Below are 26080 nucleotides of genomic sequence, written 5' to 3'. Positions count from 1 at the left end.
GCTGGTTTTTTAAAAGTCGCGCGGAAATGATTAGTTTTGAAAGGTATATTATGCGTAGTAAGATTTTGCTGTTCCCGATCGGGTTTGCGCTGCTGGCAGCCTGCCGTCCGGAAGATCCTGTTCCGAAACCCCGGGCCTATGCACGGGTGGATACTCCTGCATCACATAGCTATCAATTATTTGACCAGGAGGCTTTCCCCTACTCATTCGAATACCCAACTTATGCGCGCATCAGTCGCGATAAACTTGTATTCGACAAATCTCCGGACAATCCGTATTGGCTGAATATCAATTTTCCTTCTATCGGTAACGGCGTAATTTACCTTTCCTACAAAACCATCAATGGTACCCAGACATTGGAGAAATTGCTCGACGACGCACACTTCATGTCTTACTATCACACAAAGCGTGCCGACTACCAGATTCCCTACGATTTTAAAAACGAATACGGAGTTAACGGGTATCTGTACGAATGGGGCGGAGAAGCTGCTTCCAAATACCAGTTTGTAGCTACAGATTCACTGCACCATTTTATCCGCGGGGCACTTTATTTTGATGTGACTCCGAATGCCGATTCATTGAAGCCGCTGAACGACTTCCTGAAGCAGGATATACAACATTTACTTAAGACGATGCGCTGGAAATAATCCTGTAAATTGAATTACATTTGTAAGGTATGAATGTGCGCATACTTTCCCTTTTTGACGAGGATCCTGTAGAGATTCCGAAGGAAACTCCGGAAAAAAAGAAGCGTACTCCCAAAAAGGAAAAAGTTGCAGAGACGTATGAGGAGTCCGATGAAAATACGCCTGAGCCCGCTGCAAAAGCAACAAAGATCGCAGCCGGCGAATCCGGGACGACAAAAAATTATTACGCTATCGGAGAGATAGCCAAGATGTTCAAAGTACGCACATCCCACATACGTTTCTGGACTATTCAGTTCGCGCTGAAAATGCGCACAAACCGCAAGGGCGACCGCTTATATACCCCCGAAAATATCGAGCAGCTGAAACTGATTCATCATCTCGTAAAAATTCAGGGATTTACAATTGCCGGTGCCAAAGCCAAAATGAAAGAACTGAAGAACACTAATCTGGAAGAACTTCAGAAAAGTAATATTATCAACACACTTAAGGCACTGCGGGAAACCTTATTGCAGCTACGCCGCCAGATATAAAAACGCCACCGGATATGAAAAAAATATGGAATCTTTTTGTTGCTCTGTTATTGTGCAACGCAGCTGAGGCCCAATATGGTTTTGATATTACCAAAGACCAGAATACCGGTCAGACGATGTATGTAGGCCGTTGTACCTTTGATGACCTGAACGATGAAGCTTCCTTCAGCTGGCTCACTACCGCCAGCAATGCCTATAACCCGGATCCGCTCGTGGTTGAGGAACTTAAAAAGAATCTGCCTTCCTGTAACCTGATCATATTTATGGGCACCTGGTGTGAAGACACGCAGAATCTGTTGCCCAAACTCTATAAGACCATGCTCCTGGCGCACTGTTTCACCAATTATAAAATGTATGCTGTAGACCGCAATAAATTGTCTAAAGAAAACGAGCAACAGGCTTATGGAGTGACGATGGTTCCGACAATTATCGTCACCAAAAATGGTAAAGAGCTGGGTCGTATTGTTGAAAACGCAAAAACCACTGTTGAGGCAGACCTGCTCCGCATTTCAGAGAGCGAGGGGAAACCCATGCAAATGACAACACCGGCTTCCCATGTGAAAACCGGTGTTGAGCCTAATGCCAAAAAACAGGGCGCCGAAGACGAGGAAGCGGACGAAAAAGACGAAGACTAAGCTTTCAGTTCTTCTACGCTTTTGAGCACTTTCGTTTTCAGTTCTTCTTTGAAAGCAACCAATCTTTTAAATAATTCCTGGTCATGGGTGCCTAATATCTGGGCGGCAAGAATGCCTGCGTTCTGAGCGGCGTTCAGTGCAACCGTGGCAACCGGAACTCCATTGGGCATCTGTACAATGCTCAGCAAAGAATCCCATCCATCTATAGAGTTGCTGGACTTTACCGGTACACCGATTACCGGCAACGCAGTAAGCGATGCCACCATGCCCGGCAGATGCGCAGCCCCACCCGCGCCTGCTATGATCACTCTAATACCACGCTCGTGTGCCGACTTGGCGTATTCAAACATACGTTCGGGTGTGCGATGCGCCGATACGATATTGAGTTCATAAGTAACACCGAGTTTTTGCAATACAGCTGCCGCTTCGTTCATTACATTGAGATCGCTGGCGCTGCCCATAATAATTCCTACCATAGAAAAGTATATTTACTAAGAGATGATTTTTACAGTGTCTTTAAGTTGTCTTGCCTTTGCAGTAGCTACAGTCAGTTCTTTGTCTGCCACAGTGATGTGCCCCATTTTACGGAACGGCTTGGTGATCGCTTTTCCGTACAGATGCACGTACACACCGCTTTCGCTTAGCGCTGCGTCTAATCCCTCATAGCGGGCGGCACCTTCGTATCCTTTTTCTCCCAGCAGATTGATCATTACAGCCGGACGAACAATATCCGTATTGCCTAATGGCATATTGGTGATCGCACGCAGATGCTGCTCAAATTGTGATGTTACGTTTCCTTCTATTGTATGATGGCCACTGTTGTGTGGTCGGGGGGCAATTTCATTCACAAGCACTTTCCCGTCTTTAGTGACAAACAGTTCCACGGCGAGCAATCCGATAATCCCGAGTTTTTCCGCAACAGTGGTAGCAATCTGAATTGCCTGAGATTCCACATCATTGCTGATGTCTGCCGGAGAAAACAGGAATTCCACAAGATTGGCTTCCGGATTGAACGCGCATTCCACAGAAGGGAAGCAGGAGCTCTCCCCTTTTTCGTTGCGCGCAACGATTACTGAAATCTCTTTTTCAAAGTCAACCAGCGACTCCAGAACCGATGGTACATCAAAAGCCTGGTCCAGCTGTTGCGGATCGGAAAGTTTTACAACGCCTTTGCCATCGTAGCCGCCGGTACGCATTTTCTGAAAAAAAGGAAAAGCTGCTGCGTGCTGCGCGATTTCGGATTTGCCGGATACCAGCACAAATGAAGGTGTGGGAATATGATGCTGCTGATAAAACTGTTTCTGCAATCCCTTGTCCTTGATGAGTTCTACCACCTCAGGTTGGGGAAACACTTTTTTGCCCTCGCTTTGCAATTGCTTCAGCGCATCGGTATTCACATTCTCGATCTCAATAGTGATCACATCCTTATCCTTTCCAAAGGCATAAACTGTGTCGTAATCATTGAGGCTGCCCACGCTGAATTCGTTGGCAATGTGTTTGCAGGGAGCATTTGGGTCCGGGTCCAGGCAGCATATCTGCAGGTTCAGGTTGATAGCGCTCTGGATCATCATGCGGCCCAGTTGACCGCCACCCAATACGCCGATTCTTAGTTTATCCGGTTGTAAGTATTCCAAGAGATTGTATTTTCTGCTGCGAAATTAGGCAAAAGCCGCAAGTTAGCCCGGCGGAAAACATTTACAGTCGATCCGGCATGCGCGCTTTCCGCGGTGCCGCCCAAAAAATATATATTTGCCGGGATGGAATTACCAGAACATATTCAAATAAATGAGATCGGCAACCAGTTGCCCGATCAGATCGTTTTATCCACTGCTGCGATGGAACGTGTGCGCCGTAACCGTGATTTCCTGGACGACAAACTGAAGCAGGGGAAAGTACACTATGGTATCAACACCGGTTTCGGGTCACTGTGCAATGTGGTTGTGAGTCCTGAAGATCTTTCTTTACTTCAGGAAAACCTTGTCTGCAGCCACGCCTGCGGTATGGGTGATCGCGTACCGCAAGAGATCGTACGCTGGATGCTTTTTCTGAAAATAAAAGGACTTTGCGGAGGCTACAGTGGTGTGCGCCCGGTTATTGTAGAGCGGCTTGCGGAAATGTACAACCGGAATGTCATACCTGTGGTATACGAGCAGGGTTCGCTCGGAGCTTCCGGAGACCTCGCTCCGCTGGCACATATGAGTCTGCCTTTGCTCGGTAAAGGCGAAGTGTATTATAAAGGCGCTATTGTCTCCTCTGCAGAAGCATTGCAGGCAGAAGGTCTTCCCGTTCTGAGCCTGGCGGCGAAAGAAGGATTGGCGCTCCTGAACGGGACACAATTCATGAGCGGTTATGGTTCCTGGGCTTATACGGCAGCCAGCCGACTCTCTGAATGGGCAGATGCGATAGCCACTATTTCCGGAGAAGCATTCATGATGAAAGCAGATCCGTTCCACCCGACTATTCACACGATCCGTCCGCACAAAGGACAGATGGAGACGGCGGCCAATATCCGGAGCTATCTTGCCGGCAGTACATTGCAGCAGCAACATAAGGAGCAGGTACAGGATCCTTATTCTTTCCGTTGCATTCCCCAGGTACATGGCGCGAGCAAAGACAGTCTGCGCTTCTTCAGCGAAGTGCTGCATACCGAGATCAATGCAGTAACCGATAATCCGCTGGTGATAGCCGAAGAAGATCTTATAGTAAGCGGTGGTAATTTCCACGGGCAGCCGATGGCACTGCAGTTGGACTTTCTCGCTATTGCTATGGCAGAACTTGGAAATATTTCAGAACGCAGAACCTATCTGCTCATCAGCGGTCAGCGTGGGTTACCACCTTTCCTCGCACCGGACGCAGGACTGAATTCCGGATTTATGATCGCTCAATACACCGCTGCCGGTATTGTAAGTCAGAGCAAGCAATACTGCACTCCTGCATCTGCCGACAGTATCGTGAGCAGCAACGGACAGGAAGATCATGTGAGCATGGGTGCGAATGCCGCCACCAAATTGTATAAGGTACTGCAGAACGTACAGCGTGTGCTGGCAATCGAGTTGCTTACTGCTGCGCAGGCAATGGAATTCCGTCGTCCGCTGCAAACTTCACCGGCACTGGAACGCATATTGCAGGCTTTCCGTAAAGAAATTTCCTTTATGGACAAAGACCGCATCCTGCATGACGATATGGTGCGTGCAGAACAATTCCTGAATCAGCGGATTGCCTCCCTGTAGTACTGTTTCAATAATCTTTACCGGTTTTTCGCGTACCTTCAGTGTAACGAAAAACCGGTTTTTTTATGAAAAGCTACGACACCGTTTCTGAGGCAGTGAACGATCTGAAAGCTCGCGGATACACGGTTGATTTTAACCTGGGCGCAGGCGGAGATATACTCGTGTACCATAACGACAAAGCGCTTTCCCCACGGGAATTTGAAATAGATGAATTTTACCGTTTTGAGGGGAACACGGATCCCGGCGATGAAATGATCGTATATGCGATCAGTTCGACGCATTATGATATACATGGAGTACTGGTAAATGCTTTTGGTGCATATGCCGATTCCAAAAGCGATGAGATGATACGTAAATTAAGTGTGCATCACGAATAGTAAGGATCTTAACCACTTACTGCTCTGCAAAATCTGTATCTTCGTTTACGAAAACACGAATAATCATGTTGGTACAAAAAGGTTCGGCCACCAGGGAAAAGATACTCGGTAAGATACGTGCTGCATTGCGCGATCATGCTGCGTCGATGCCATTTCCCGAAGCCGAGCATTTTGATCCGAAGGATGGATTTGTTCACAGTGAGCTCAGCAATGACGAATTGTTTGCGGAAAGCTTTTTGTCTCTTGGCGGTAAGTATATCTACTGTGCAAACGATGAAGAAGCGCTGCAGCAGATTGCGGCACTTCACACCACATTCGGCTGGCAGAAATTATTCTGTGCAGATAGCCATTACCTGGACAGAGCGCGACAAGCGCAACTGCATTTTGTATTGCCGCCGGATAACGCAGACGATACTGCTGATGCATGTATCACACGTTGTGAAGCACTCATAGCACGCACGGGTTCATTCCTCATCAGCAGCCGCCAGGAATTCGGCCGCGTAAGCCCGGTATTTTATCCGGTGCATATTGTGGTTGCTTACCAGAGCGACCTGGTGTATGACATCGCCGATGCCTACGAAAAAGTAAAGAAGAAATATAAAGATCAGCCTCCTTCCATGATCAGCCTGCAGACAGGTCCCAGCCGTACTGCGGATATAGAAAAGACACTGGTAACCGGTGTGCATGGCCCCAAAGAAGTATTCTGCATCTACATTGATCAATGATAACTAACAGACGAATCAGAAGAACTAAGAAGAACTATGCTGGTAAAAGTTTCAGGCAGCGCCGTACAGGGCGTGCAGGCCATTACAATCACTATTGAAGTGGACGACACCGGTGGAATGACCGGTTATTTTATAGTAGGGCTACCGGACAACGCGGTCAAGGAAAGTCTGGAGCGTATTGTTTCCGCGATCAAGAATAACGGCTTTGATCGTCCCCGTACCAAAATACTCGTGAATATGGCTCCGGCGGATATCCGTAAAGAAGGTTCCGCCTACGATCTGCCGATTGCACTGGGTATGCTGGCAGCTTCAGGTCAGATAGCTGCCGATTTCCTGTCCGATTATATTATTATGGGAGAACTGTCGCTGGACGGCTCCCTGCAGCCTATCCGTGGCGCTTTGCCCATGGCTATTCAGGCGCGGAACGAACAGTTCAAAGGGATGATACTGCCCGCAGCCAATGCACGCGAGGCCGCTCTTGTGAACAACCTGGAAGTGTATGGCGTACATCACATTCTTGAGGTAATTGATTTTTTCCGTGATCCCTCCACCCTGAAACCTGTTGTGGTAAACACACGCGAAGAATTTTTCGAAAATCAGCAGCATTTTGAGCTCGACTTCAGTGATGTGAAAGGACAGGAAAATGTAAAGCGTGCGTTGGAGATCGCGGCGGCCGGCGGACACAACGCAATCCTGATAGGTCCTCCGGGAGCGGGCAAAACAATGCTTGCGAAAAGGCTGCCTACCATTCTTCCGCCGCTTACACTGCACGAAGCACTGGAGACTACCAAGATACATTCTGTTGCAGGAAAGCTTCCGGGCCATGCTTCGCTTATTGCGCAGAGACCTTTTCGCGCACCGCATCATACGGTAAGCGATGCTGCACTGGTGGGCGGAGGAGGTGTTCCGCAACCGGGTGAAATATCGCTCGCACATAACGGGGTTTTATTTCTGGATGAATTGCCGGAATTCAAACGTACGGTGCTGGAGGTAATGCGGCAACCGATGGAAGAACGGCATGTGACCATTTCACGGGCCCGGCTGAGCGTAGATTTCCCGGCAAGCTTTATGCTGATCGCTTCCATGAATCCCTGTCCCTGCGGCTATTACAATCACCCGGAAAAGCAGTGTTCCTGTGCTCCTGTTGCGGTGCAGCGTTATCTCAATAAAGTATCGGGGCCTTTGCTGGACCGTATAGACCTGCATGTGGAAGTAACTCCCGTATCTTTTTCTGAACTGAGCAGCGAAAACCTGCAAAAAAACGGCGCCGAAGATAGTGCCACCATCAGAGCAAGAGTGATCAAAGCCCGGGAATTGCAGGAACAGCGTTTTGCGGATCAGGAAGGTATATATTGCAACGCACAGATGGGTACCCGGCAATTACGGGAAGTATGCGCGATCAGTCCGGTAGGCGCAAAATTGCTGAAAACGGCTATGGAGCGGCTCAATCTTTCAGCGCGGGCTTACGACCGGATTCTGAAGGTGTCGCGCACCATAGCTGATCTGGCCGGTAGCGAAATGATCCGGCCCGAGTTTCTCGCAGAAGCGATACAGTACCGAAGCCTCGATCGTGAAGGATGGGCGGGATAAACTGCTCCGGACAAACAGGTCTTAGATTAATTTTCGATACATGGGTATTCCGACGTTCCTTGTTCACCATTTTCTTTAAAACCCATTTACCTTCGTGCCATGTCAGAGAAAAAATTATTTCTGTTAGACGCTATGGCGCTGATCTACCGTGCATATTTCGCACTGCAGCGTAATCCGCGTGTTACCTCGAAAGGCAAAAATACCAATGCCCAGTTTGGCTTTACCAATACCCTGCTGGAATTGCTGAATAAAGAAAAGCCATCTCACCTCGCTGTGGTTTTCGATACGCAAACGGCAACCGTACGCCACGACGACTTCACCGATTACAAGGCCAATCGTCAGGAGGCGCCCGAAGACCTGTTGCAGGCCATACCCGATATCAAACGAATCATACGCGGTTTCAGTCTGCCCTGCAAGGAACTGGACGGTTACGAAGCTGACGACCTGATCGGCACACTGGCGTGGGAAGCGGCAGACCTGGGGTACACCGTATACATGGTTACCCCCGATAAAGACTATGGACAACTTGTGAAGGAACAGGTACTGATCTACAAACCCGCCGCTTTTGGTCAGGGGCCGCAGGTACTGGGTATAAAAGAAGTGTGCGAAAAATGGGATATCAAGCGTGTGGACCAGGTGATCGATCTGCTGGGACTGATGGGCGATGCGAGCGATAATATACCGGGTATTAAAGGCGTTGGGGAAAAAACAGCCGCTAAACTCCTTGCCCAGTATGATACACTGGAGAATGTACTAGAATTTGCACATGAGATAAAAGGCGCACTCGGAGAGAAAGTTCGTGCGGGAAAAGAAAGTGCGATTATGTCCAAACGCCTCGCCACGATCATCACAAATGTACCCGTGCAATTTCACGAAGAAGATTTCCGTGTGAAAGACTGGGACAAAGATGCACTGAAGGAAGTGTTTGCCGAGCTCGAATTTAAAACACTGGCTGCAAGATTGCTGGGTGAAGCTCCGGCAGCTCCCGTGAATAAGGACCTTTTCGGTAATGACGTGCGTACGAAGACTGCCGCTCCCGCTAAGGAAGATGCCGCTGCGTTGCTTGGCCCCACGCAGCAGATGCTGTTTGATATGCTGCCGCAAAGCACCGATACGATCCACACATTGCCGCATGAGTATACCTTACTTAGTGAAACGGACCTGGACACATTCCTGCCTCAGCTGCAGGCGCAGAAAGAGATCTGCTTCGATACGGAAACAACGAATATTGATGCGAACCTTGCCGAACTGGTGGGTATGAGCTTTGCATGGGAAAAAGGAAAGGCATACTATCTGCCCGTACCGGCCGACGCCGAAAGTGTGGTGGCGATACTTGAAAGATTCCGTCCTGTTTTTGAAGATGAAGATAAAGAGTGGATCGGACAGAATATCAAGTATGATATGCTGATGCTGAAATGGTACGGATACGAGCTCAAAGGAAAAATATATGATACAATGCTGGCGCACTATGTGATAGAGCCGGAGGGTAAACGGAATATGGATGTGCTCAGTACGAAATACCTGAATTACGAACCGGTGTCTATAGAAACCCTTATCGGTAAAAAGGGAAAGACACAGGGAAATATGCGCGATGTACCGTTGAATGAGATCAAAGATTATGCGGCAGAAGATGCGGACGTTACGTTTCAGCTCAAACAGGTGTTCGATCCTTTACTGAAAGAAAGAGATGTCGAGCGCGTATTCCGGGAAATAGAAAATCCCCTGGTGCCGGTGCTCACCGATATGGAGTACGAAGGCATTCGCGTGGATGAGCATTTCCTGATCAATTACTCTAAGGAATTACAGACGGATATAGGGCTTGCGGAAGCGCGCGTATACGAGCAGGCAGGTGTACGTTTTAATCTCGCCTCTCCGAAACAGCTCGGCGAAGTTTTATTTGAGCACATGAAGCTCGATCCTAAAGCAAAGAAGACAAAGACCGGGCAATATGCGACGGGTGAAGATGTCCTCGAGAAACTGCGCAATCAACATCAGATCGTGGACGACATTCTCGCCTACCGTGAACTGACCAAACTGAAAAGTACGTATGTGGATGCATTGCCGCAACTTATCAACCCCAAAACAGGCCGGCTTCATACTTCGTTTAATCAGGCAGTGGCGGTTACGGGGCGACTGAGTTCCAACAACCCTAATCTGCAAAATATACCGATCAAAACAGAGCGCGGAAGAGAGATCCGGAAAGCATTTATTCCGCGGGACGCAGATCATGTGCTGCTGTCTGCGGATTATTCACAGATAGAACTGCGCATTATTGCTGCTATCAGCGAAGATGAGCGCATGATACAGGCATTCCGCGAGGGAAAAGACATTCATACCGCCACCGCAGCTAACGTGTATGGCGTTCCGGAAGCGGAAGTAGATAAAACCATGCGCCGTAACGCAAAAGCCGTAAACTTTGGAATCATCTACGGACAGTCGGCTTTTGGACTTGCAGAAAACCTGGGTATCTCGCGTACCGAAGCCAAAGGCATCATTGATGCTTATTTCACACAGTTTGCAGGCATTCGCCGTTATATGAGCACTACCATCAGTTTTGCACATGATCATGGTTACGTACAAACCCTCTCCGGCCGTAAGCGCTGGCTTCCGGATATCGTAAGCGGTAATCAGGTAGTACGCGGCTACGCTGAACGCAACGCCATCAACATGCCGATACAGGGAACCGCGGCGGATATGATCAAGCGTGCGATGATCGCCGTTCACTACGCGCTGAAACGGGAAAAACTTCAGACGAGAATGATCCTTCAGGTGCACGATGAATTGGTGCTTGATGTTCCGAAAAATGAAATCGAAATGGTGCAGCAGCTCATCGTAACGGAAATGGAACAGGCGATGCCGCTGCCCAACGGGGTTCCCGTAAAGGCAGAAAGCGGCTTCGGTGCCAACTGGCTTGAGGCCCATTAATCACATAAACAATACAAGATCATGAGACCCATATTTTATTATCTCGCTACCTGCTCCACCTGTCAGAAGATCATACAGGAGGCGGGCATAACCCCGGACAAATTTGACATGCAGGATATCAAGACCGACAAGATAACTGCAAAGCAACTGGATGATATGAAAGCACTCGCGGGCAACTACGAAGCGCTGTTCAGCCGCCGTTCCATGCAGTATACGGCAAGAGGATTGAAAGATGTGAACCTTTCCGAAAAAGATTTCCGCAACCTGATACTGGAAGAGTATACATTCCTGAAGCGGCCCGTTGCTGTGATCGATAAAGAAATATTTATCGGAAACACAAAAGCCAACGTTCAGGCACTGAAGGAAAGAGCATCTCAGCTATAGCACCGGAGGTGAAACTTCACGTCTTATTTGCATAAATTAAGACTATTTTTGTAGATCATTCATTCATTTCAGGCCTAGCGCAATATGGAAAAACCGATTATTGGATTCACTACCGGAGACATCAATGGAGTGGGTCCGGAACTGATCATTAAAACACTGTCAGATAACCGTATCCTTGATATCTGCACACCGGTTATCTTTTCCTCCAATAAGGTGATCAACTACTATCGACGTATTGTTTCCGATCACCAGCTGAATTTTAACAGCACGAAGGAGATGGACAAACTGAATACCAAGCAGGTGAATGTATTTAACTGCTGGGATGAGGAAGTACCCATCCAGCCGGGAGTGCTCACGGAAGCAGGAGGTAAGTATGCGGTTCGCTCGTTGGAGGTTGCGGCGCAATGCCTGAAAGATGGTCAGCTGGATGCACTGGTAACCGGCCCGATCAATAAAGCGAATGCCCACTCTGCGAATTTTCCTTATTCCGGTCATACACCTTTCCTGAAAGATAAATTTGAAGCGAAAGATGTATTGATGCTGCTTTACCATAATGATCTGCGCGTGGCGCTCGTAACAGAGCATGTGCCCGTAGACAAAGTGTCGGATCATATCACTACCGAAAATCTGCAAAGTAAGCTGACACTCCTGCGCGATACGCTGGTACGTGATTTCGGGATCGACAAGCCAAAGATCGCGGTGCTGGGCCTTAACCCCCATGCCGGAGACGATGGCATGATCGGTACAGAAGAGCAGACAGTGATCAAACCGTTGGTGGACCAATGGAAACAGCAGGGACATCTCGTGTTCGGTCCATACAGCGCAGACGGATTTTTCGCGAAAGGCAATTATCGCAATTTCGATGCGATACTTGCTATGTACCACGATCAGGGACTGATTCCGTTCAAAACCCTTGCGCACGGCGAAGGTGTGAACTTTACGGCCGGACTTCCGGTGGTCCGTACTTCACCCGATCACGGAACCGCTTTCGACATTGCAGGAAAAAACCTTGCGGACAACGGCTCCTTCCTGGAAGCAGTGTTTCAGGCGGTAAACCTCGTACGCCAGAGAGAGCAATACGATGAATATACGGCAAATCCGCTCCGTCGCCGCAAAATGGAGAAAGAGCGCGATTAAAGAATATACGCAGCCACCTATCATACAAAGAGACAAGCAAGAACAATGATTCAATTCGAAAAATTTACGCTGGACAACGGATTGCGGGTAATCGTACACCACGATGCTGCATCTCCGATGGTAGCCGTGAATGTTTTATACGATGTGGGCGCCCGCGACGAAGATCCCCGACAGACAGGTTTTGCACATTTATTTGAGCACCTCATGTTTGGCGGTTCGGTACATATCCCGGATTACGATACGCCGCTTCAGATGGCAGGAGGTGAGAACAATGCCTACACCACCAACGATATTACCAATTATTATATCCAGCTGCCAAAGCAGAATATGGAGACTGCTTTCTGGCTGGAAAGCGATCGCATGCTATCGCTGGCGTTCAGTAAGAAAAGCCTTGAGGTGCAGCGGAAAGTAGTATGCGAAGAGTTTAAGGAACACTATATCAACAAGCCGTACGGCGATGCCTGGAAGTACCTGCGTGAATTGTGCTACCAGCAGCATCCTTACAGGTGGATGACCATCGGGAAAGAGCTGAAGCATATCGAAGATGCACAGCTTGAAGACGTAAAACATTTTTTCTTTAAACACTATAACCCGCAGAATGCTATTCTGTGTGTTGCCGGAGACATAAGCAAAGAAGAAGTGCGTACAATGGCGGAAAAATGGTTTGGGGGTATTCCTTCAGGAGAGCAGTACACACGTGCTCTGCCGCAGGAACCCCGGCAGGAAGCACCGCGTACGGAAACACTGCACCGCGATGTTCCGCTGAATGCGCTTTATAAGGCCTGGCATATGCCGGCCAGATTGCAAAAGGGATACCACGAATGTGATCTGATTACCGAGATCATGGGAAACGGCTACGCATCCCGCCTGTACCGCTCGCTGGTAAAAGAACAGAAACTGTTCAGCAATATCAACTGTTATCATACCGGCAGCCTCGATGCAGGTCTGCTGGTGATAGAAGGTAAAATTGCGGCAGACAAACTTCCGGAGGAAGCGGATAAAGCGATCAGAGAAGAAATTGCGCTATTGCTGAAAGATGGCGTAAGCGACAGCGAACTGGAAAAAGCAAAGAATAAGATCGAATCGATGATCGCATTTGAAGATATGAGTTTGCTGTCCCGTGCAAATAACCTTGCCTTTTACGAATTGCTGGGAGACGCCGCCCAGATCAACGACGAGTTGAACAAATATCAGGCGGTCACCAGTGAAGGGTTGCTGGCTACAGCACGCGATGTGTTCCGCGAAGGCAACGAAAACACGCTCTTTTATTTGTCTGCTCCCGCAAATGCATAATCTTTCAGGCCCCGGTAAACGGGGCCTTTTTATTATCATCGCTTTAAGGCACAAACCAAAATAAATGAACTATGTTTGTGACGCCGTATTTACTTTATTTCAGCGCTTCATGGCATTTCGTCGTTTTATTTTCTGCTTCCTGTTATTGTTTCCGCTTGTCTCATCCGCGCAGGTTGAGCAATCCAAAGAAAAGACCCCCAGGGTTTTATTTTTACTGGATGGCTCCTCCAGTATGGCCGAAGATTGGACGCCCGGTAAAACTCGGTTTCAACAGGCACGGACCTTTATACTTACCCTGCTGGACAGCCTGAGTGCAGCGAATGATAAGGTCGAATTCGGTTTGCGTGTATTCGGGCATCAGTATCCGGCTCAGGAACGTAACTGCTATGATACTAAGCTTGAGATCGGTTTTTCGCGTTACAGCGGAATCCAGATGTCTACCCGCCTCGAATCGCTTCATGGCTACGGTGTTTCGCCGATTGCCTATTCTCTCAGCGAGGCAGCTATGGAAGATTTCGAAAATGAAAGTAAATATGCCTATAGCATCATTCTCGTCACGGACGGTGGAGAAAGCTGCGACGGCGATATCTGCCAGGTGGTGAATAAACTGCTGCAGCGTAAAATTTTCTTTAAGCCTTATATTGTCAGTCTGGTGGATTATGCACCGCTGAAAGATATGTACGCCTGTCTCGGCACCTTCCTCACGGTCAGTAATGCTGCACAGCAAACCCCTGTAATCTCGAAAATTGTAGATGGTCACCGGGAAGGATTTATCCGGGCAAAAACCGGAGCAGTGATTCCCGTAATGCCTGTAACGGCAAAACCGGAAACACCAAAACCTGTAGTGCCATCCAGGCCTGCAGTTATCCCGGATACGATACGCATCCCGATTCAGATCAGGAAGACAGATTCCACGCAACAGATCGTACCGGTGCAACCCCGACAGGAAATACCCAAACCTGCTCCTGCACCGCGTAAAAAAGAAAATATCCAGCCTTTGCGTCTTAAATCCGGGAAAAGGACATTTAAGGTAATTCAGGAAGCAGTACCTCCTGCTGCAGCACCGGTACCGGTAAGACCGTTCCTGCTGTCGGCGATAGGCAACCGGCCTCCCGAACCTCCCAAACCGGTACTGCGAACCGCGCTTAAGCCATTGCCTGCCGTTGGCGGCCGTAAGCCCAGAAATATGCGTTTGCTTACTGTTATTCCTTCGCCCAAGCAGATTCCGGTTCATCCAATGGAACTGACAAAGTTTGTGAAAGAAACACCGGCAGTGGTGGCAACTCCGGCACCTGCACCCGTAAAAGCAACTCCGACTCCAACGCCCGCAACTGCTAAGCCTGCTGTCGCTGCCAGGCCCACCCCAACTCCTGCACCGGTAAAGCCTGCACTTGCGCCGGCAAATTATACACAGGAAAAAACACCTGCAGACCAAACGCTCGTAGAAGTAGTATTCACGGATGGTAACGGCAGGTTTTACAGTACCACACCGCAGATCCAGTTAAGCGACCCGGCGACCAATAAGCCCGTAAAATTATTTTACCGCACGGTAGACGAAAACGGTAATCCGGATCCGGTACAGGTACAGGCGGGTGTATACAATCTCAGTGTTGTGGGAAGCGACAAGACTTTCCTCAAATCCGTGGAAATAGTCGCGAAGACACGTAATAAGATCACCATCACCGTAAGCAGCGGTTCGCTTAAATTCGTTTGGCGCGGTGGCACCAATAAAGAACCTGTTTCCAAATATTTTGCCCAGGTAAAAAGAAATTTCGTGCCGCAACCGATGGTTACCCAGCGTTGCGATACGATAATGCCCTATCCTCCCGGGAACTACCATATCGAAATTAACACGGTTCCCGTTTCGGTACGCTCGGTCGATCTTACGTTTGGCGCAACTGTGATTATTCCCATTGACGAACCGGGAATCGTGCAGGTTACCAATACGGAGACACTCGGAAAGGCGACCCTTTATTACCAGCTTGGAGATAAGTTTATGCAATTTTCAGCGCTCAATATTATCGGTAATCCGGGTTCTCAGACTATGGAATTGCTTCCGGGACTGTATGAGATTCATTATACACTCGGAGCAGGGTTGCCCGAAAAGGTGGTGGCTTTTCACGTTTATGCTACCAAAACCACTTCACTGGAACTAAAATAACGCAATGTCCTCAACTATTACCCTAACACGGATCGACGCCCGGCACCCCTTATTTCCGGAAGTATTTGCACTCAGAGATACGGGCCTGCGCAAGCCTTTAGGTCAGTCGCTGTACGAGGAGGATACTTCGGGCGACCTCGAAGATGATATTTTCATTGCGCAGGATGGGGCCAGGATAATCGGTTGCCTGATGGCGAAGCCATTACCGGGTCAGGTGATCAAGCTACGGCAGATGATCGTGGATTCCGCTTTTCAGGGTAAAGGCATTGGTCGCGAACTGATGCAGGCTGCCGAAGCTTTTGTGAGAAGCAACGGAGCAAAGCAGATCATGCTGCACGCACGCAATACAGCTATTCCCTTTTATGAAAAGCTGGGTTATGCGGTGCATGGCGATACATTTGAGGAAGTAGGTATCCCGCATAAGCTTATGTCTAAGGAATTATAGATTTTTCCAAACACTTTCCTTTCAGCTAAATCCTAACTTTGCCTGATGTCTTTATTTGATCGGGATCAGAAGCCATACCTGATAGCAGGCCCCTGCAGTGCAGAGAGCCGGGAACAGTTATGGCAAACAGCTGAGGGCTTACAATCATTACCTATAAAACTTTTCCGCGCCGGAGTGTGGAAACCCCGCACAAGACCCGGTTCATTTGAGGGTAAAGGAGTGGAGGCGCTGGAGTGGATGGCGGAGATCAAAAAGCATTTCGGATTTTCCCTGACAGTGGAAGTTGCCGAAGCCGAGCATATCGAGCAGGCAATGCGCTATGGAGTGGATTGTGTCTGGATAGGTGCACGCACTACGGTAAACCCTTTCCAGGTGCAGCATATAGCTGATGCGCTGAAAGGGACATCGCTGGCAGTGATGGTCAAAAATCCGGTAAATCCCGACACTGATCTTTGGCAGGGCGCTATAGAACGCATCGCAGCAGCAGGCATACGTGACATTGCTGCCATTCATCGCGGGTTTTCGATGTATAAGAGTGATTCAGGCTACCGCAACCAACCACACTGGATCATACCGGTGGAGTTGCGCCGCAGAATGCCGGGATTACCTATCTTCTGCGATCCGAGCCATATAACGGGGAAGGCTGCCAATGTTGCAACTGTGGCCCAGAAAGCAATGCATATCGGTTTTGACGGACTGATGATCGAAACACATATTGATCCGGAACATGCACTTACCGATGCGGCGCAACAGATCACCCCGGCCCAGCTCGCCGTTCTGCTCGACGGATTGGTGATACGCCGCGAAATGGCGGAGACCGAAGGCGAGGATTTACTGAAGATCGAGTTCCTGCGTCAGTCTGCTGACAATATCGATACCGAAATTATTGAATTGCTTGCGAAGCGCATGGAGCTCAGCGCACAGCTCGGGGAGATCAAGGGGCGTAACCAGATCACCGCGTATCAGCCGGAGCGCTGGCGGGAGATTATGGAAACCCGGAAATCACAAGCAGCCAGGCTTTCGCTCAACCAGGATTATATCGCCGCGCTGTGGCAGATCATTCATGATGAGAGCATACGTAAACAACTGGAGCAACTTGCATCAAAAGTGCAATAAAACTGTATTTTTACCGGAATAAATCAAGTCTCCATTGGCCCTTATCCAACATACCAATATTCAGGTTCGCTTTGATCAGCAGGCCGACAATTCCACGCATTATGTATTGCCCTTCATCGAATCCACGCATGTGATCGATGCAACAACACGTGTGATGGAGGTGGGTTGTTCGGAAGGCGGCGTGCTGCGTCCGTTCCTGGAGAGAGGATGTACCTGTCTCGGTGTGGACCTTGAGCAGAACAGGATCGATAATGCCAATCGCCTGCTTGCAGATGAAGTGGCAAAAGGGAAAGCAACCTTTGTCTGCCAGAATATTTACGAAGCAGCGTTTGTAGCACGATATGAGCATAGTTTCGATATTATCATCCTTAAGGATGTGATCGAACATGTACCGGAACAGGAAAAATTTATCCCGCACCTGATGCGGTTTCTCAAACCCGGTGGTCAGATATTTTTCGGGTTTCCTCCCTGGTATATGCCTTTCGGAGGGCATCAGCAGGTATGCGCCGGTAAGCTTACCAGCAAGCTGCCTTATTACCATATACTGCCCAGACCTCTTTACCTCGGATTTCTGAAGATGATGGGAGAATCGCCAACCACCATCCGGACACTGGCGGAGATCTGGGATACAAGTATCACCATCGGGCAATTTGAAAAATATGTGAAGCGGGCCGGACTTAAAGTAATACACAAGCAGCATTACCTGATCAACCCGATCTATAAGTTCAAATTCGGACTGCAACCACGCAAACAGGCCGCCTTTGTAGGATATATACCTTTTCTGCGCAATTTCATTACTACCTGCGTTTATTACACAGTGGCACCTTTATAGAAAAAAGCCGGAGGATTTCCCTCCGGCTTTATTATGCATTTTCAAGATCAGCAATAATCAGTTTTTTCATTTTCATCAGTCGCTCTATAACCCGTACTGATTGCTCCGGACTGCTCATCAGCGATCCGAGACCGTCAAAAACAATCTGCCAGGATACCCCGAATTTATCTTTCAGCCAACCGCACATGCTTTCTGATCCACCGTTGTCCGTAAGCTTTTCCCAGTAATGATCTATCTCCTCCTGGTTGCGGCAGGAAACAACAAGCGAGATACCTTCGTTGAAGGAGAACGGATGCGGATGTCCGCTGTCGATCCCCATCATCACAAAACCATTGATCCTGAACTGCTCGTGCTTTACATGCCCGGGCGTATCTCCCTCTCCTTCCTGGTAGCGTGCGATTCCCATGGAGATGGAATCAGGGAAAATATCCGTGTACAGATTCAGCGCTTCTTCGGCTTTCCCGTTTTGTGCACCGGAGAAAAGCAATAAAGGCGCAAATTTCTGTCCGACATCGCTCATTTTTCCAAATGCTAATTGCCACGAAACGCCGTATTTATCCTGTATCCATCCATAGTGGCTGCTCCAGGGATAAGTTCCGAGCGGCATAAGCACCTGCCCGCCCTGCTCCAGTTTTTTCCAGGCTGCGTCCACTTCTTCTACAGTTTCACAAACCACGTAAAAAGATATGGACGGATTAGGCCGGAACATTGGCCCCCCGTTCAGCAGCATAAAAGGCTCGCCGGATAAGGTAATACTTGTGACTACAGGATTGTGGGCGGTAACTGCCCCTTTTCCGAATGTTTCTATATAAAAATCAGCGGCCTCGGCTGCATTGCCGTCAAACCAGATGCAGGGATAAACAGGATGGCTCATAGTAGGATTTGTTATGATGTCAGACGAAGATAAGTAATATGGAATGCCTTTCCGCTTAACCATTAATTGATCTATCCTTTTTGCGATAGCTTTAGTAGTTTTGCACCTTAAACAAAAACTTAAACACCCACGAAATGGAAAATCAGGATCAGCAACAATTGAACATAGAACTTACAGAAGAAGTTGCAGACGGGCAGTATGCGAACCTCGCGGTGATCACGCACTCCTTCGCAGAGTTTATTATCGACTTTGTGAATGTAATGCCCAACACACCCAAATCTAAAGTGAAATCCCGTATCGTGATGACACCGCAGCACGCCAAACGCCTGATGCTCGCGCTGATCGATAATGTTAAACAATTTGAAGCCGCTAACGGCCTCATTAAAGAGCAGGCACAGACACAGGTTCCGTTCACTCCGATCGGAAACCCCGGCCAAGCTTAATATTTACTTCTTTTATCAGCCTACAAGGTTCTTTTTAGATGCATAACAAAATCCTCATTCTCGATTTCGGATCTCAATACACCCAGCTCATTGCCCGTTGTGTGCGCGAGCTGAATGTTTACTGTGAGATACAGCCCTGTACCAAACCCGTAGCATACGATGCATCCCTGAAAGGGATCATTCTTTCCGGATCTCCGTTCTCCGTGAACGATCCGGCTGCACCGAAGCCTGACATTCACGAAATGGCGCAAAAGGTTCCGGTACTCGCAGTGTGCTATGGTGCCCAGTTGCTGGCACAGCAGACCGGCGGTGAAGTAGGGAAATCCGCACATCGCGAATACGGACGTGCGCATCTGAAAGGGATTATCGCAAATGCACTGATGAAAGGAGTTTCCGACGGTTCACAGGTATGGATGAGTCACAGTGACTCTATCAAACGCCTGGCCGACGGATTTGAAATAATTGCCACTACAGACAGCATTCCGGTTGCAGCCTTCCGTTCTAAAGAAGCATATGCCCCGAATCCTGTTTATGCAATCCAGTTCCATCCTGAAGTAACCCATAGCCTCGATGGCCGCAAAATGCTGCTCAATTTCCTCACCGATATCTGCGGTTGCGCGCAGGACTGGACACCGGCTGCGTTTGTTGCGGAAACAGTAGCGCAACTTAAAGAGCAGATCGGAGATCAGAAAGTAGTAATGGCTTTAAGCGGCGGCGTGGATTCCACAGTGGCTGCCATGCTCATCAATAAAGCCATCGGCGACCGCCTGTATTGCATTTTTGTAGACAACGGATTGCTGCGCAAAGATGAGTTCACACAGGTATTGGATGGTTATAAAACTTTAGGTCTGAATGTAAAAGGTGTAGACGCAAGCCATACCTTCTATAAAGAGATGGAAGGCGTCAGCGATCCGGAACAGAAGCGTAAGATCATCGGCAGGCTTTTCATCGATGTATTCGTTGAAGAGGCCAGGCTGCTCGACGGCGTCAGTTTCCTGGGTCAGGGAACCATCTACCCCGATGTGATTGAATCCATGTCGGTGCACGGACCATCCCAGACCATCAAATCGCACCACAATGTGGGCGGTCTGCCCGAAAAAATGCACATGAAGCTTGTAGAGCCTTTGCGTGCGTTGTTCAAAGATGAGGTACGCCGTATCGGAACCGAAATGGGTATCGCGCCTATCTTCATCGGCCGTCATCCGTTCCCGGGACCCGGTTTGGGTATCCGTGTGCTGGGTGCAGTGTCTGAAGAAAAAGTAAAAATGCTGCAGGAAGCAGATGCGATCTATATCAATCTGCTGCGCGAAAAAGGATTGTACGACCAGGTGTGGCAGGCCGGCGCTATGCTGCTGCCGGTGCAGAGTGTGGGCGTAATGGGCGATGAGCGTACTTACGAATACACGGTTGCGCTGAGAGCGGTTACTTCCGTTGACGGTATGACCGCAGACTGGGCGCAATTGCCCTACGATTTCCTGGCTCAGGTGTCTAATGATATTATCAATCGGGTAAGAGGAGTGAATCGTGTCGTATACGACATCAGCTCCAAGCCTCCTGCCACGATCGAATGGGAGTAATCCCCATTTCCATAAACCTAAAATGTAACGCAAAACTCGTGTACCGCAAAGTATTAGGGTGTTTTCTGAGCTTATCGCTGGTTGCTGCAACCGGCGTTCAGGCACAATCCCGGAAGTCTGTAAGAAAGACCGAGAAGGAAAGTGCGGCCGCTAAAAGAAACGCATCCGCCGAGCCCGCGAAAACAGAAAAAAAACGCCGTAAAAAGCGTTTAGACCTTCCCGATAGCCGGCAAAGGGACCGTTACCGGATCGATGTACTTGTTCCGCTTTACCTGGATGAACTGGTGAAAGAAAATAAAGTGCAGAAATCCCATATTCCCGAAAAAGCGATGGCCGGTCTTTATTTTTATGAAGGTGTGCGACTGGCGGTCGATACACTCGCAAGTATGGGTTACAGTACCGATATCTTCGTTCATGATATTGCTGAAGGGTCTGCTGCATTGCTGAACGAAGATAGTCTGGGTAAGACAGATCTCATCATCGGCTTTGTGCCAACAAATGAAGTGGCCCCTGTAGCAAAGTTTGCGCAGGAACATACCGTCAATTTCGTTTCCGCATTTTCCCCTTCAGATGCAGGTATCAGCAACAATCCTTATTTCTTTCTGATCAACCCGACCCTGGAGCACAATTGCGAAGCGCTCGCTAAAGCGATTGCAAAACGGCGCAGTAAAGAGTTTATGGTTGTGTATAAACGTCAGTCTCAGAACCTGGACAGCGCTGCTTTCTCTTTTTTGCTGGATAGCGGGCACCTGAAAAACTTCGCGGAACTTTCTGCTACAACACCACCCGACTCTGCAGCTATTGCTTCAGCAATAGATCTTTCCGGAAGCAACATGATCGTAATGCCGGTTATGGACCCTGGTTATGCGTTGAGCCTGCTGTCAGATCTGCATCATTATTTCCCGGAAGCACGCTTTGAAGTATTCGGGATGCCTACCTGGAAGTCTATCGTGAACGATCGCAGAGTACTTGCATTCGGAGATCATATTGCTATCAACATTACCCAGCCTTACTATTTCGATCCTACGGTGTCGGCAGGATCAATGCTTTCCGAACGATACCGGCAAACATATTCCGGAAAGGCCGGGGAACTTACCTACCGCGGATTTGAACTCAGCTACTGGATGGTAGACCTGCTGAATAAATACGGTACCCTGTTTAATGAAAAAACCGGTGATAACGGCATGGCCATTTTCACCAAATTTGATATCAAACCCAAGTGGGACGCCGACAACAATTTCTATTATTTTGAAAATACCAATCTCTATCTGTATCGCTACGTATCCGGCAGTGTATTGGTAGAATAGTACATAACACGAAACAAAAAACAATTATCCATATGAAAAATACCATAAGCAGATTGCTTACCGTGTCTTGCCTGGCACTGAGCATTGCAACCAGCACACAGGCCCAATCCCTGAAAATTCCAGCCGCAAGCCCTTCGCAAACGGTGAAGCAAAGTTTTGGTCTCGGAGATATTACAATTGAGTACTCAAGACCGCTCGTGCGTAACCGCGTTATTTTCGGCGAACTGGTGCCTTACGGCAAAGTATGGCGTACCGGAGCCAACAGCGCTACCAAACTGACTTTCTCCGAGGATGTCACTTTCGGAGGACAACCCGTAAAAGCTGGTACGTATGCATTATACACGATTCCCGGTAAGTCTTCCTGGAAAGTAATGCTGTACAGCGATCTTACACTCGCAGGAAACGTTGCGGATTATAATAAAGAGAAAGAAGTGTTGCGTATTGAAGTTGCTCCTAAAATGACCGATCATAAAGTAGAGTCTTTTACGATCAACCTTGACAAAGTGAAAGCCACAACGGCAACGCTGGAATTAAGCTGGGATGACGTACGCGTACCGGTGAAAATCGCAACGGAAATCGACGGCAAAGTAATGAAGAGCATTGATGCGGCGCTGGCTATGGATACACGTCCTTATTACCAGGCTGCTACCTACTATTACGATAACAACAAAGATCTGGATAAAGCTTCTGAGTGGATCGGTAAAGCGGTAGAGCAGAATCCGAAAGCATTCTGGGTACGCATGCAACAGGCGAAAATCCAGTTGAAAAAAGGAGAACGTAAAGCAGCACTGAACACCGCTGAAGAAGTGATCCGCCTGGCTACTGAAGCTAAGAACGACGATTACGTAAAAATGGCAAAAAAATTCATTGCTGAGAATAAGTAAACAACAGTCACGATAATTACACGATCGCCCTCTTTTCAGGAGGGCGATCGTTTTTTCAGGATGCTGCGATAAGCTCCAGCCGCCCGATCAGCTCTTTAAAGTTTTCGCTATCCCCTGCATCAGAATCAATACCAACCGAACGACGGTTAAATTCAGCAATAGTCATCATACACTGCTCCACTTTATATAAAGGCCAGCGTTTTGTTTTTGCCACCACATTTTTGGCAAACCAGGGACTGCCACCGATAGCTGTTGCCCAGTCTTTTTCCGGGAGCTGCGCAGCATAATTGGCACGGTACAAAGCCTGAAATTTATTCTGCAGAGATGCGGTGACCAGCACCATCGGACTGGATTTCATATTGCTGAGAAAATAGGAGAGCATACGGTAATATTTATCCTTATTGCCGTCGATAAATTCATCCACAAAATCGAACAGATTGTATTCGCGGCTGATCCCGATATATTTTTGAATCAGCGCACCTGTAAGCATTTTCTGTTCAGGTACGTTAATGCGTATCTTCTCTATTTCATTCACGATACGCTGCAGATGGCTGCCCAGGTATAATGTCAGCATCTCGGCCTCTTTTTCGGGAATCTCAAAGCCGATTTCTTTCCCCCATTGCATCAACCAGGCCGGCATTGCATCTTCCTTCACCTTTTCTGCGGTAAAATAGGCAGCTTTATCTTTAATAGCTTTTGCAATCCGTGTTTTTCCATCCACCTTTTTGTTGCGGTATTCAATTACCAGAATGGTAGTCGTACACGGTTGTTCAATATATTTTTCAAGCTCATTGAACTTGTCCATCGCTGCCGCGTCTTTCAGCAGCACCAATTGCTTATCTGCAAACATCGGAAAACGCATGCATGCATTCAGCAGATCCTGTTTGTTCGTCTCCCTGCCATACAATACACTGAGATTGAATTCCTTCTCGGATGGACTCAGCACATTTGCCTCAAACAAGTCCATCAGCTGGTCGAGAAAATAAGCTTCCTCTCCATCCAGCACATATACCGGTGCAAATTCTTTTTTGCGGATACTATCGGCAATTTGTTTGAAAGTCATTACAGCCATGACGCAAAGTTAAGCGTAATCAACGCGGAAATGGAAATCATTCATGCCTGTAAGATGCAGGTATACACGGGCTGCTGTGATTACGTCCTGCATACAGTAATCAGCGATCCGGCTGATATTTTTTTCTTCCCAGAATACCTTCCCAACCATGCTTCCGTCCATATCCTGCTTGGGCGACGGAATGCCCAGCACTTCTGCCAGCAAGGCCAGCGATGTAAAGTGTTTGATATCGCCGAAACGCCATAGCTCCATCGTGTCTGTATGCGGATGATCCCAGGGTTTCCGGTTTTGCAGTTGTAAAGATTCCGGCAGCGGAATTCCATTGATTATGCTGCGGCGGCAGATAAACGGGAGGTCGAACTCTTTTATATTATGTCCGCAGAAAAGGAGCTTTTTTTGTCGTTGCGCGTACCTCGAAATGATGGAAAAAAAGTTATTTAACAAAGTTTTCTCGGGCTCATCCGTGAATGATTTCAGACGTAAAACCCACTCATTTTCCAGCGCGTTCAGGCTACCGATACTGATGCAGATGATTTTCGAAAACTCGGAAAAAATGCCTGCTTTTTCGTCAAAAACCCTTGCTGGAGCTGCATTTTCCGTTTCCTTCATGCGAAACCATTGTGATTTTGCAATCCACAGTTTTTTCATGTTTTCGGAAAGAGATTCAAAGTCCGGTACCACCGGTGCTGTTTCGATGTCGATAAACAGGATCGACGAAAGTTGTTCTTTTGTCATAGTTTGGATTTTACATTTGCAAAAACCAGTCCAAAAACGATAATTATGAATCAGGAAATGAATCAAAGCACGGGAACCCCGTCTGCACAGGCGGCGCCGAAGAAGAATTACACAACGCTTTTGGTTGTGTTGCTGGCTATATCCGTTATTGCAAACATCTGGCTTATGTACAACAGAAAGCAGGTAGTGGAGCAGAACACTTTTCTCATTACTGAGAATACGGATCTGAATGCGGCAAAAGATACCCTCCAGGGACAATATGACGCGGCGCTCGCCCGTCTCGACGAACTGACCGGCAAAAATGCAGAGCTGGATCAGATGGTAAAGGATAAAGATGGTGAGATCACCAAGCTGAAAAGCGACATCAAATCTTTGCTTACTAAACGCAACGCAACCGTATCCGATCTGAAAAAAGCTCAGTCGCTCATTGCAACCCTGAATACGAAAGTAAAAACGTATGAAGAGCGTATTGCAGAACTGGAAAAAGAGAACACAGTACTTACGGAGGGAAACAACAGACTGAATCAGCAAAACGATTCCTTATCCGGAGAAGCCGAAAATCTCCGCAAATTAGGTTCCGTGCTTCATATTTCGAATATTCGTATGGAACCCATCAATCTTAAAAAGAACGGCGAGAAAGAAGTGGCTACCACGAAAGCCAAAAAAGTTGATATCCTGCGCGTTGTATTCGATATCGATGAAAACCGCGTAGTGAACGATGGCCCTGCGGAAATTTACGTGATCATCCAGGGTGTGGAAGGCAAGCTGCTCAGTAACGCGGCATACGGCTCCGGTGTTACTACCGATGCAGACGGAAATGCACTGAACTATACCGTTGTTAAACGCATCAACCTGGAAAAAGGCCAGCGTATGACCAATGTTACGGTTGACTGGAAACAGGAAAGCGCCTACCAGAAAGGCGATTACAACATCTCCTTCTACAATAACGGTTACAAGATCGGATCGGGAAGCGTTCAGTTGAAATAAATCGAATATATCTATATTTAAAGCACCCATTGCCCAACGCAATGGGTGCTTTTTTACGTCTGAGTGTAGGCGGCATTATAATTTGCATTTCCAAAAAAAAATTTTATCTTGCTGCTCCAAAGTCATGTTATAGTTTTCCTAAAGCAGGATTTGTGGATAAACTGTGATTAACCT

General features: G+C 48.1%; 25 protein-coding genes. 20 read left to right on the top strand and 5 right to left on the bottom strand.

The window, feature by feature from the left end:
* Positions 1 to 50 precede the first annotated feature (50 nt).
* The 3 genes from gldD to ABD846_RS03395 are packed head-to-tail and all read left to right on the top strand — an operon-like array spanning position 51 to position 1812.
* Positions 51 to 647 (top strand): gliding motility lipoprotein GldD, encoded by a 597-nt coding sequence (gene gldD, locus ABD846_RS03405; RefSeq protein WP_344822684.1) that lies wholly within the window; start codon positions 51 to 53, stop codon positions 645 to 647.
* Positions 648 to 676: 29 nt separating this feature from the next.
* Positions 677 to 1177, top strand: coding sequence for a MerR family transcriptional regulator (locus ABD846_RS03400; RefSeq protein ID WP_344822682.1), 501 nt, complete (start codon positions 677 to 679; stop codon positions 1175 to 1177).
* Positions 1178 to 1191: 14 nt separating this feature from the next.
* A complete protein-coding gene (locus ABD846_RS03395; protein ID WP_344822680.1) occupies positions 1192 to 1812 on the top strand; it encodes a thioredoxin family protein in 621 nt (206 codons plus the stop codon).
* Here the strand turns inward: ABD846_RS03395 and purE are convergent.
* Together purE and ABD846_RS03385 are read right to left on the bottom strand one after the other, a co-directional pair.
* Entirely contained in the window at positions 1809 to 2288 is a 480-nt protein-coding gene (purE, locus tag ABD846_RS03390) for a 5-(carboxyamino)imidazole ribonucleotide mutase (RefSeq protein ID WP_344822678.1), read from the bottom strand. The genes ABD846_RS03395 and purE overlap by 4 nt on opposite strands.
* Positions 2289 to 2303: 15 nt before the next feature.
* Complete coding sequence (locus tag ABD846_RS03385; RefSeq protein ID WP_344822676.1) at positions 2304 to 3446, bottom strand: 5-(carboxyamino)imidazole ribonucleotide synthase; 1143 nt, start codon at positions 3444 to 3446, stop codon at positions 2304 to 2306.
* Positions 3447 to 3569: 123 nt separating this feature from the next.
* Here ABD846_RS03385 and hutH point away from each other — a divergent pair, with 123 nt between their 5' ends.
* The 12 genes from hutH to ABD846_RS03325 all read left to right on the top strand — a co-directional run bounded on the left by hutH (position 3570) and on the right by ABD846_RS03325 (position 18027).
* Positions 3570 to 5042 (top strand): histidine ammonia-lyase, encoded by a 1473-nt coding sequence (hutH, locus tag ABD846_RS03380; RefSeq protein ID WP_344822675.1) that lies wholly within the window; start codon positions 3570 to 3572, stop codon positions 5040 to 5042.
* A 65-nt stretch (positions 5043 to 5107) separates the two neighbouring features.
* Positions 5108 to 5419, top strand: coding sequence for a phosphoribosylpyrophosphate synthetase (locus ABD846_RS03375; protein ID WP_344822673.1), 312 nt, complete (start codon positions 5108 to 5110; stop codon positions 5417 to 5419).
* Between the two features lie 65 nt (positions 5420 to 5484).
* Positions 5485 to 6144, top strand: a complete 660-nt coding sequence (locus ABD846_RS03370; protein ID WP_344822671.1) for a LutC/YkgG family protein — start codon at positions 5485 to 5487, stop codon at positions 6142 to 6144.
* 36 nt (positions 6145 to 6180) lie between these two features.
* Positions 6181 to 7734 carry a YifB family Mg chelatase-like AAA ATPase gene (locus ABD846_RS03365; protein WP_344822669.1) on the top strand — a complete coding sequence of 518 codons (1554 nt, stop codon included), beginning with the start codon at positions 6181 to 6183 and terminating at the stop codon, positions 7732 to 7734.
* 99 nt (positions 7735 to 7833) lie between these two features.
* Entirely contained in the window at positions 7834 to 10659 is a 2826-nt protein-coding gene (polA, locus tag ABD846_RS03360) for a DNA polymerase I (protein ID WP_344822668.1), read from the top strand.
* 21 nt (positions 10660 to 10680) lie between these two features.
* Positions 10681 to 11043 (top strand): arsenate reductase family protein, encoded by a 363-nt coding sequence (locus ABD846_RS03355; protein WP_344822666.1) that lies wholly within the window; start codon positions 10681 to 10683, stop codon positions 11041 to 11043.
* An 84-nt stretch (positions 11044 to 11127) separates the two neighbouring features.
* Complete coding sequence (gene pdxA, locus ABD846_RS03350; RefSeq protein WP_344822664.1) at positions 11128 to 12180, top strand: 4-hydroxythreonine-4-phosphate dehydrogenase PdxA; 1053 nt, start codon at positions 11128 to 11130, stop codon at positions 12178 to 12180.
* A 45-nt stretch (positions 12181 to 12225) separates the two neighbouring features.
* Positions 12226 to 13473, top strand: a complete 1248-nt coding sequence (locus ABD846_RS03345) for a M16 family metallopeptidase (RefSeq protein WP_344822662.1) — start codon at positions 12226 to 12228, stop codon at positions 13471 to 13473.
* Positions 13474 to 13582: 109 nt separating this feature from the next.
* Entirely contained in the window at positions 13583 to 15634 is a 2052-nt protein-coding gene (locus tag ABD846_RS03340) for a VWA domain-containing protein (RefSeq protein ID WP_344822661.1), read from the top strand.
* A gap of 4 nt (positions 15635 to 15638) precedes the next feature.
* A complete protein-coding gene (locus ABD846_RS03335) occupies positions 15639 to 16079 on the top strand; it encodes a GNAT family N-acetyltransferase (protein ID WP_344822659.1) in 441 nt (146 codons plus the stop codon).
* A 45-nt stretch (positions 16080 to 16124) separates the two neighbouring features.
* Positions 16125 to 17195 (top strand): chorismate mutase, encoded by a 1071-nt coding sequence (locus tag ABD846_RS03330; protein ID WP_344822658.1) that lies wholly within the window; start codon positions 16125 to 16127, stop codon positions 17193 to 17195.
* A 34-nt stretch (positions 17196 to 17229) separates the two neighbouring features.
* On the top strand, positions 17230 to 18027 hold the full coding sequence (locus ABD846_RS03325; RefSeq protein ID WP_344822656.1) for a class I SAM-dependent methyltransferase: 798 nt from the start codon (positions 17230 to 17232) through the stop codon (positions 18025 to 18027).
* 31 nt (positions 18028 to 18058) lie between these two features.
* Here ABD846_RS03325 and ABD846_RS03320 read toward each other — a convergent pair whose 3' ends face one another.
* On the bottom strand, positions 18059 to 18901 hold the full coding sequence (locus ABD846_RS03320; protein WP_344822655.1) for a VOC family protein: 843 nt from the start codon (positions 18899 to 18901) through the stop codon (positions 18059 to 18061).
* Positions 18902 to 19035: 134 nt separating this feature from the next.
* Here ABD846_RS03320 and ABD846_RS03315 point away from each other — a divergent pair, with 134 nt between their 5' ends.
* Genes ABD846_RS03315 through ABD846_RS03300 form a run of 4 tightly spaced genes read left to right on the top strand, consistent with a single transcriptional unit; the run spans position 19036 to position 23112 of the window.
* On the top strand, positions 19036 to 19344 hold the full coding sequence (locus tag ABD846_RS03315) for a DUF3467 domain-containing protein (protein WP_344822653.1): 309 nt from the start codon (positions 19036 to 19038) through the stop codon (positions 19342 to 19344).
* Positions 19345 to 19382: 38 nt separating this feature from the next.
* On the top strand, positions 19383 to 20921 hold the full coding sequence (gene guaA, locus ABD846_RS03310) for a glutamine-hydrolyzing GMP synthase (RefSeq protein ID WP_344822651.1): 1539 nt from the start codon (positions 19383 to 19385) through the stop codon (positions 20919 to 20921).
* Between the two features lie 38 nt (positions 20922 to 20959).
* A complete protein-coding gene (locus ABD846_RS03305; protein WP_344822650.1) occupies positions 20960 to 22228 on the top strand; it encodes an ABC transporter substrate-binding protein in 1269 nt (422 codons plus the stop codon).
* A gap of 32 nt (positions 22229 to 22260) precedes the next feature.
* A complete protein-coding gene (locus ABD846_RS03300) occupies positions 22261 to 23112 on the top strand; it encodes a DUF2911 domain-containing protein (RefSeq protein WP_344822648.1) in 852 nt (283 codons plus the stop codon).
* A gap of 55 nt (positions 23113 to 23167) precedes the next feature.
* On the opposite strand, the gene holA is transcribed toward ABD846_RS03300, so the two are convergent.
* Positions 23168 to 24184: a DNA polymerase III subunit delta gene (gene holA, locus ABD846_RS03295; protein ID WP_344822647.1), complete on the bottom strand. Its 1017-nt coding sequence runs from the start codon at positions 24182 to 24184 to the stop codon at positions 23168 to 23170.
* A gap of 9 nt (positions 24185 to 24193) precedes the next feature.
* Positions 24194 to 24919, bottom strand: coding sequence for a 3'-5' exonuclease (locus ABD846_RS03290; protein ID WP_344822645.1), 726 nt, complete (start codon positions 24917 to 24919; stop codon positions 24194 to 24196).
* 45 nt (positions 24920 to 24964) lie between these two features.
* On the opposite strand from ABD846_RS03290, the gene ABD846_RS03285 reads away from it, so the two are divergent.
* The gene (locus tag ABD846_RS03285; RefSeq protein WP_344822643.1) at positions 24965 to 25906 is read left to right on the top strand and encodes a hypothetical protein; all 942 of its coding nucleotides are present in this window, start codon (positions 24965 to 24967) and stop codon (positions 25904 to 25906) included.
* Positions 25907 to 26080 lie beyond the last annotated feature (174 nt).

The organism is Rurimicrobium arvi (assembly GCF_039540495.1).
GTDB lineage: Bacteria > Bacteroidota > Bacteroidia > Chitinophagales > Chitinophagaceae > Rurimicrobium > Rurimicrobium arvi.
This window is presented reverse-complemented; position numbering and strand designations above follow the sequence as displayed.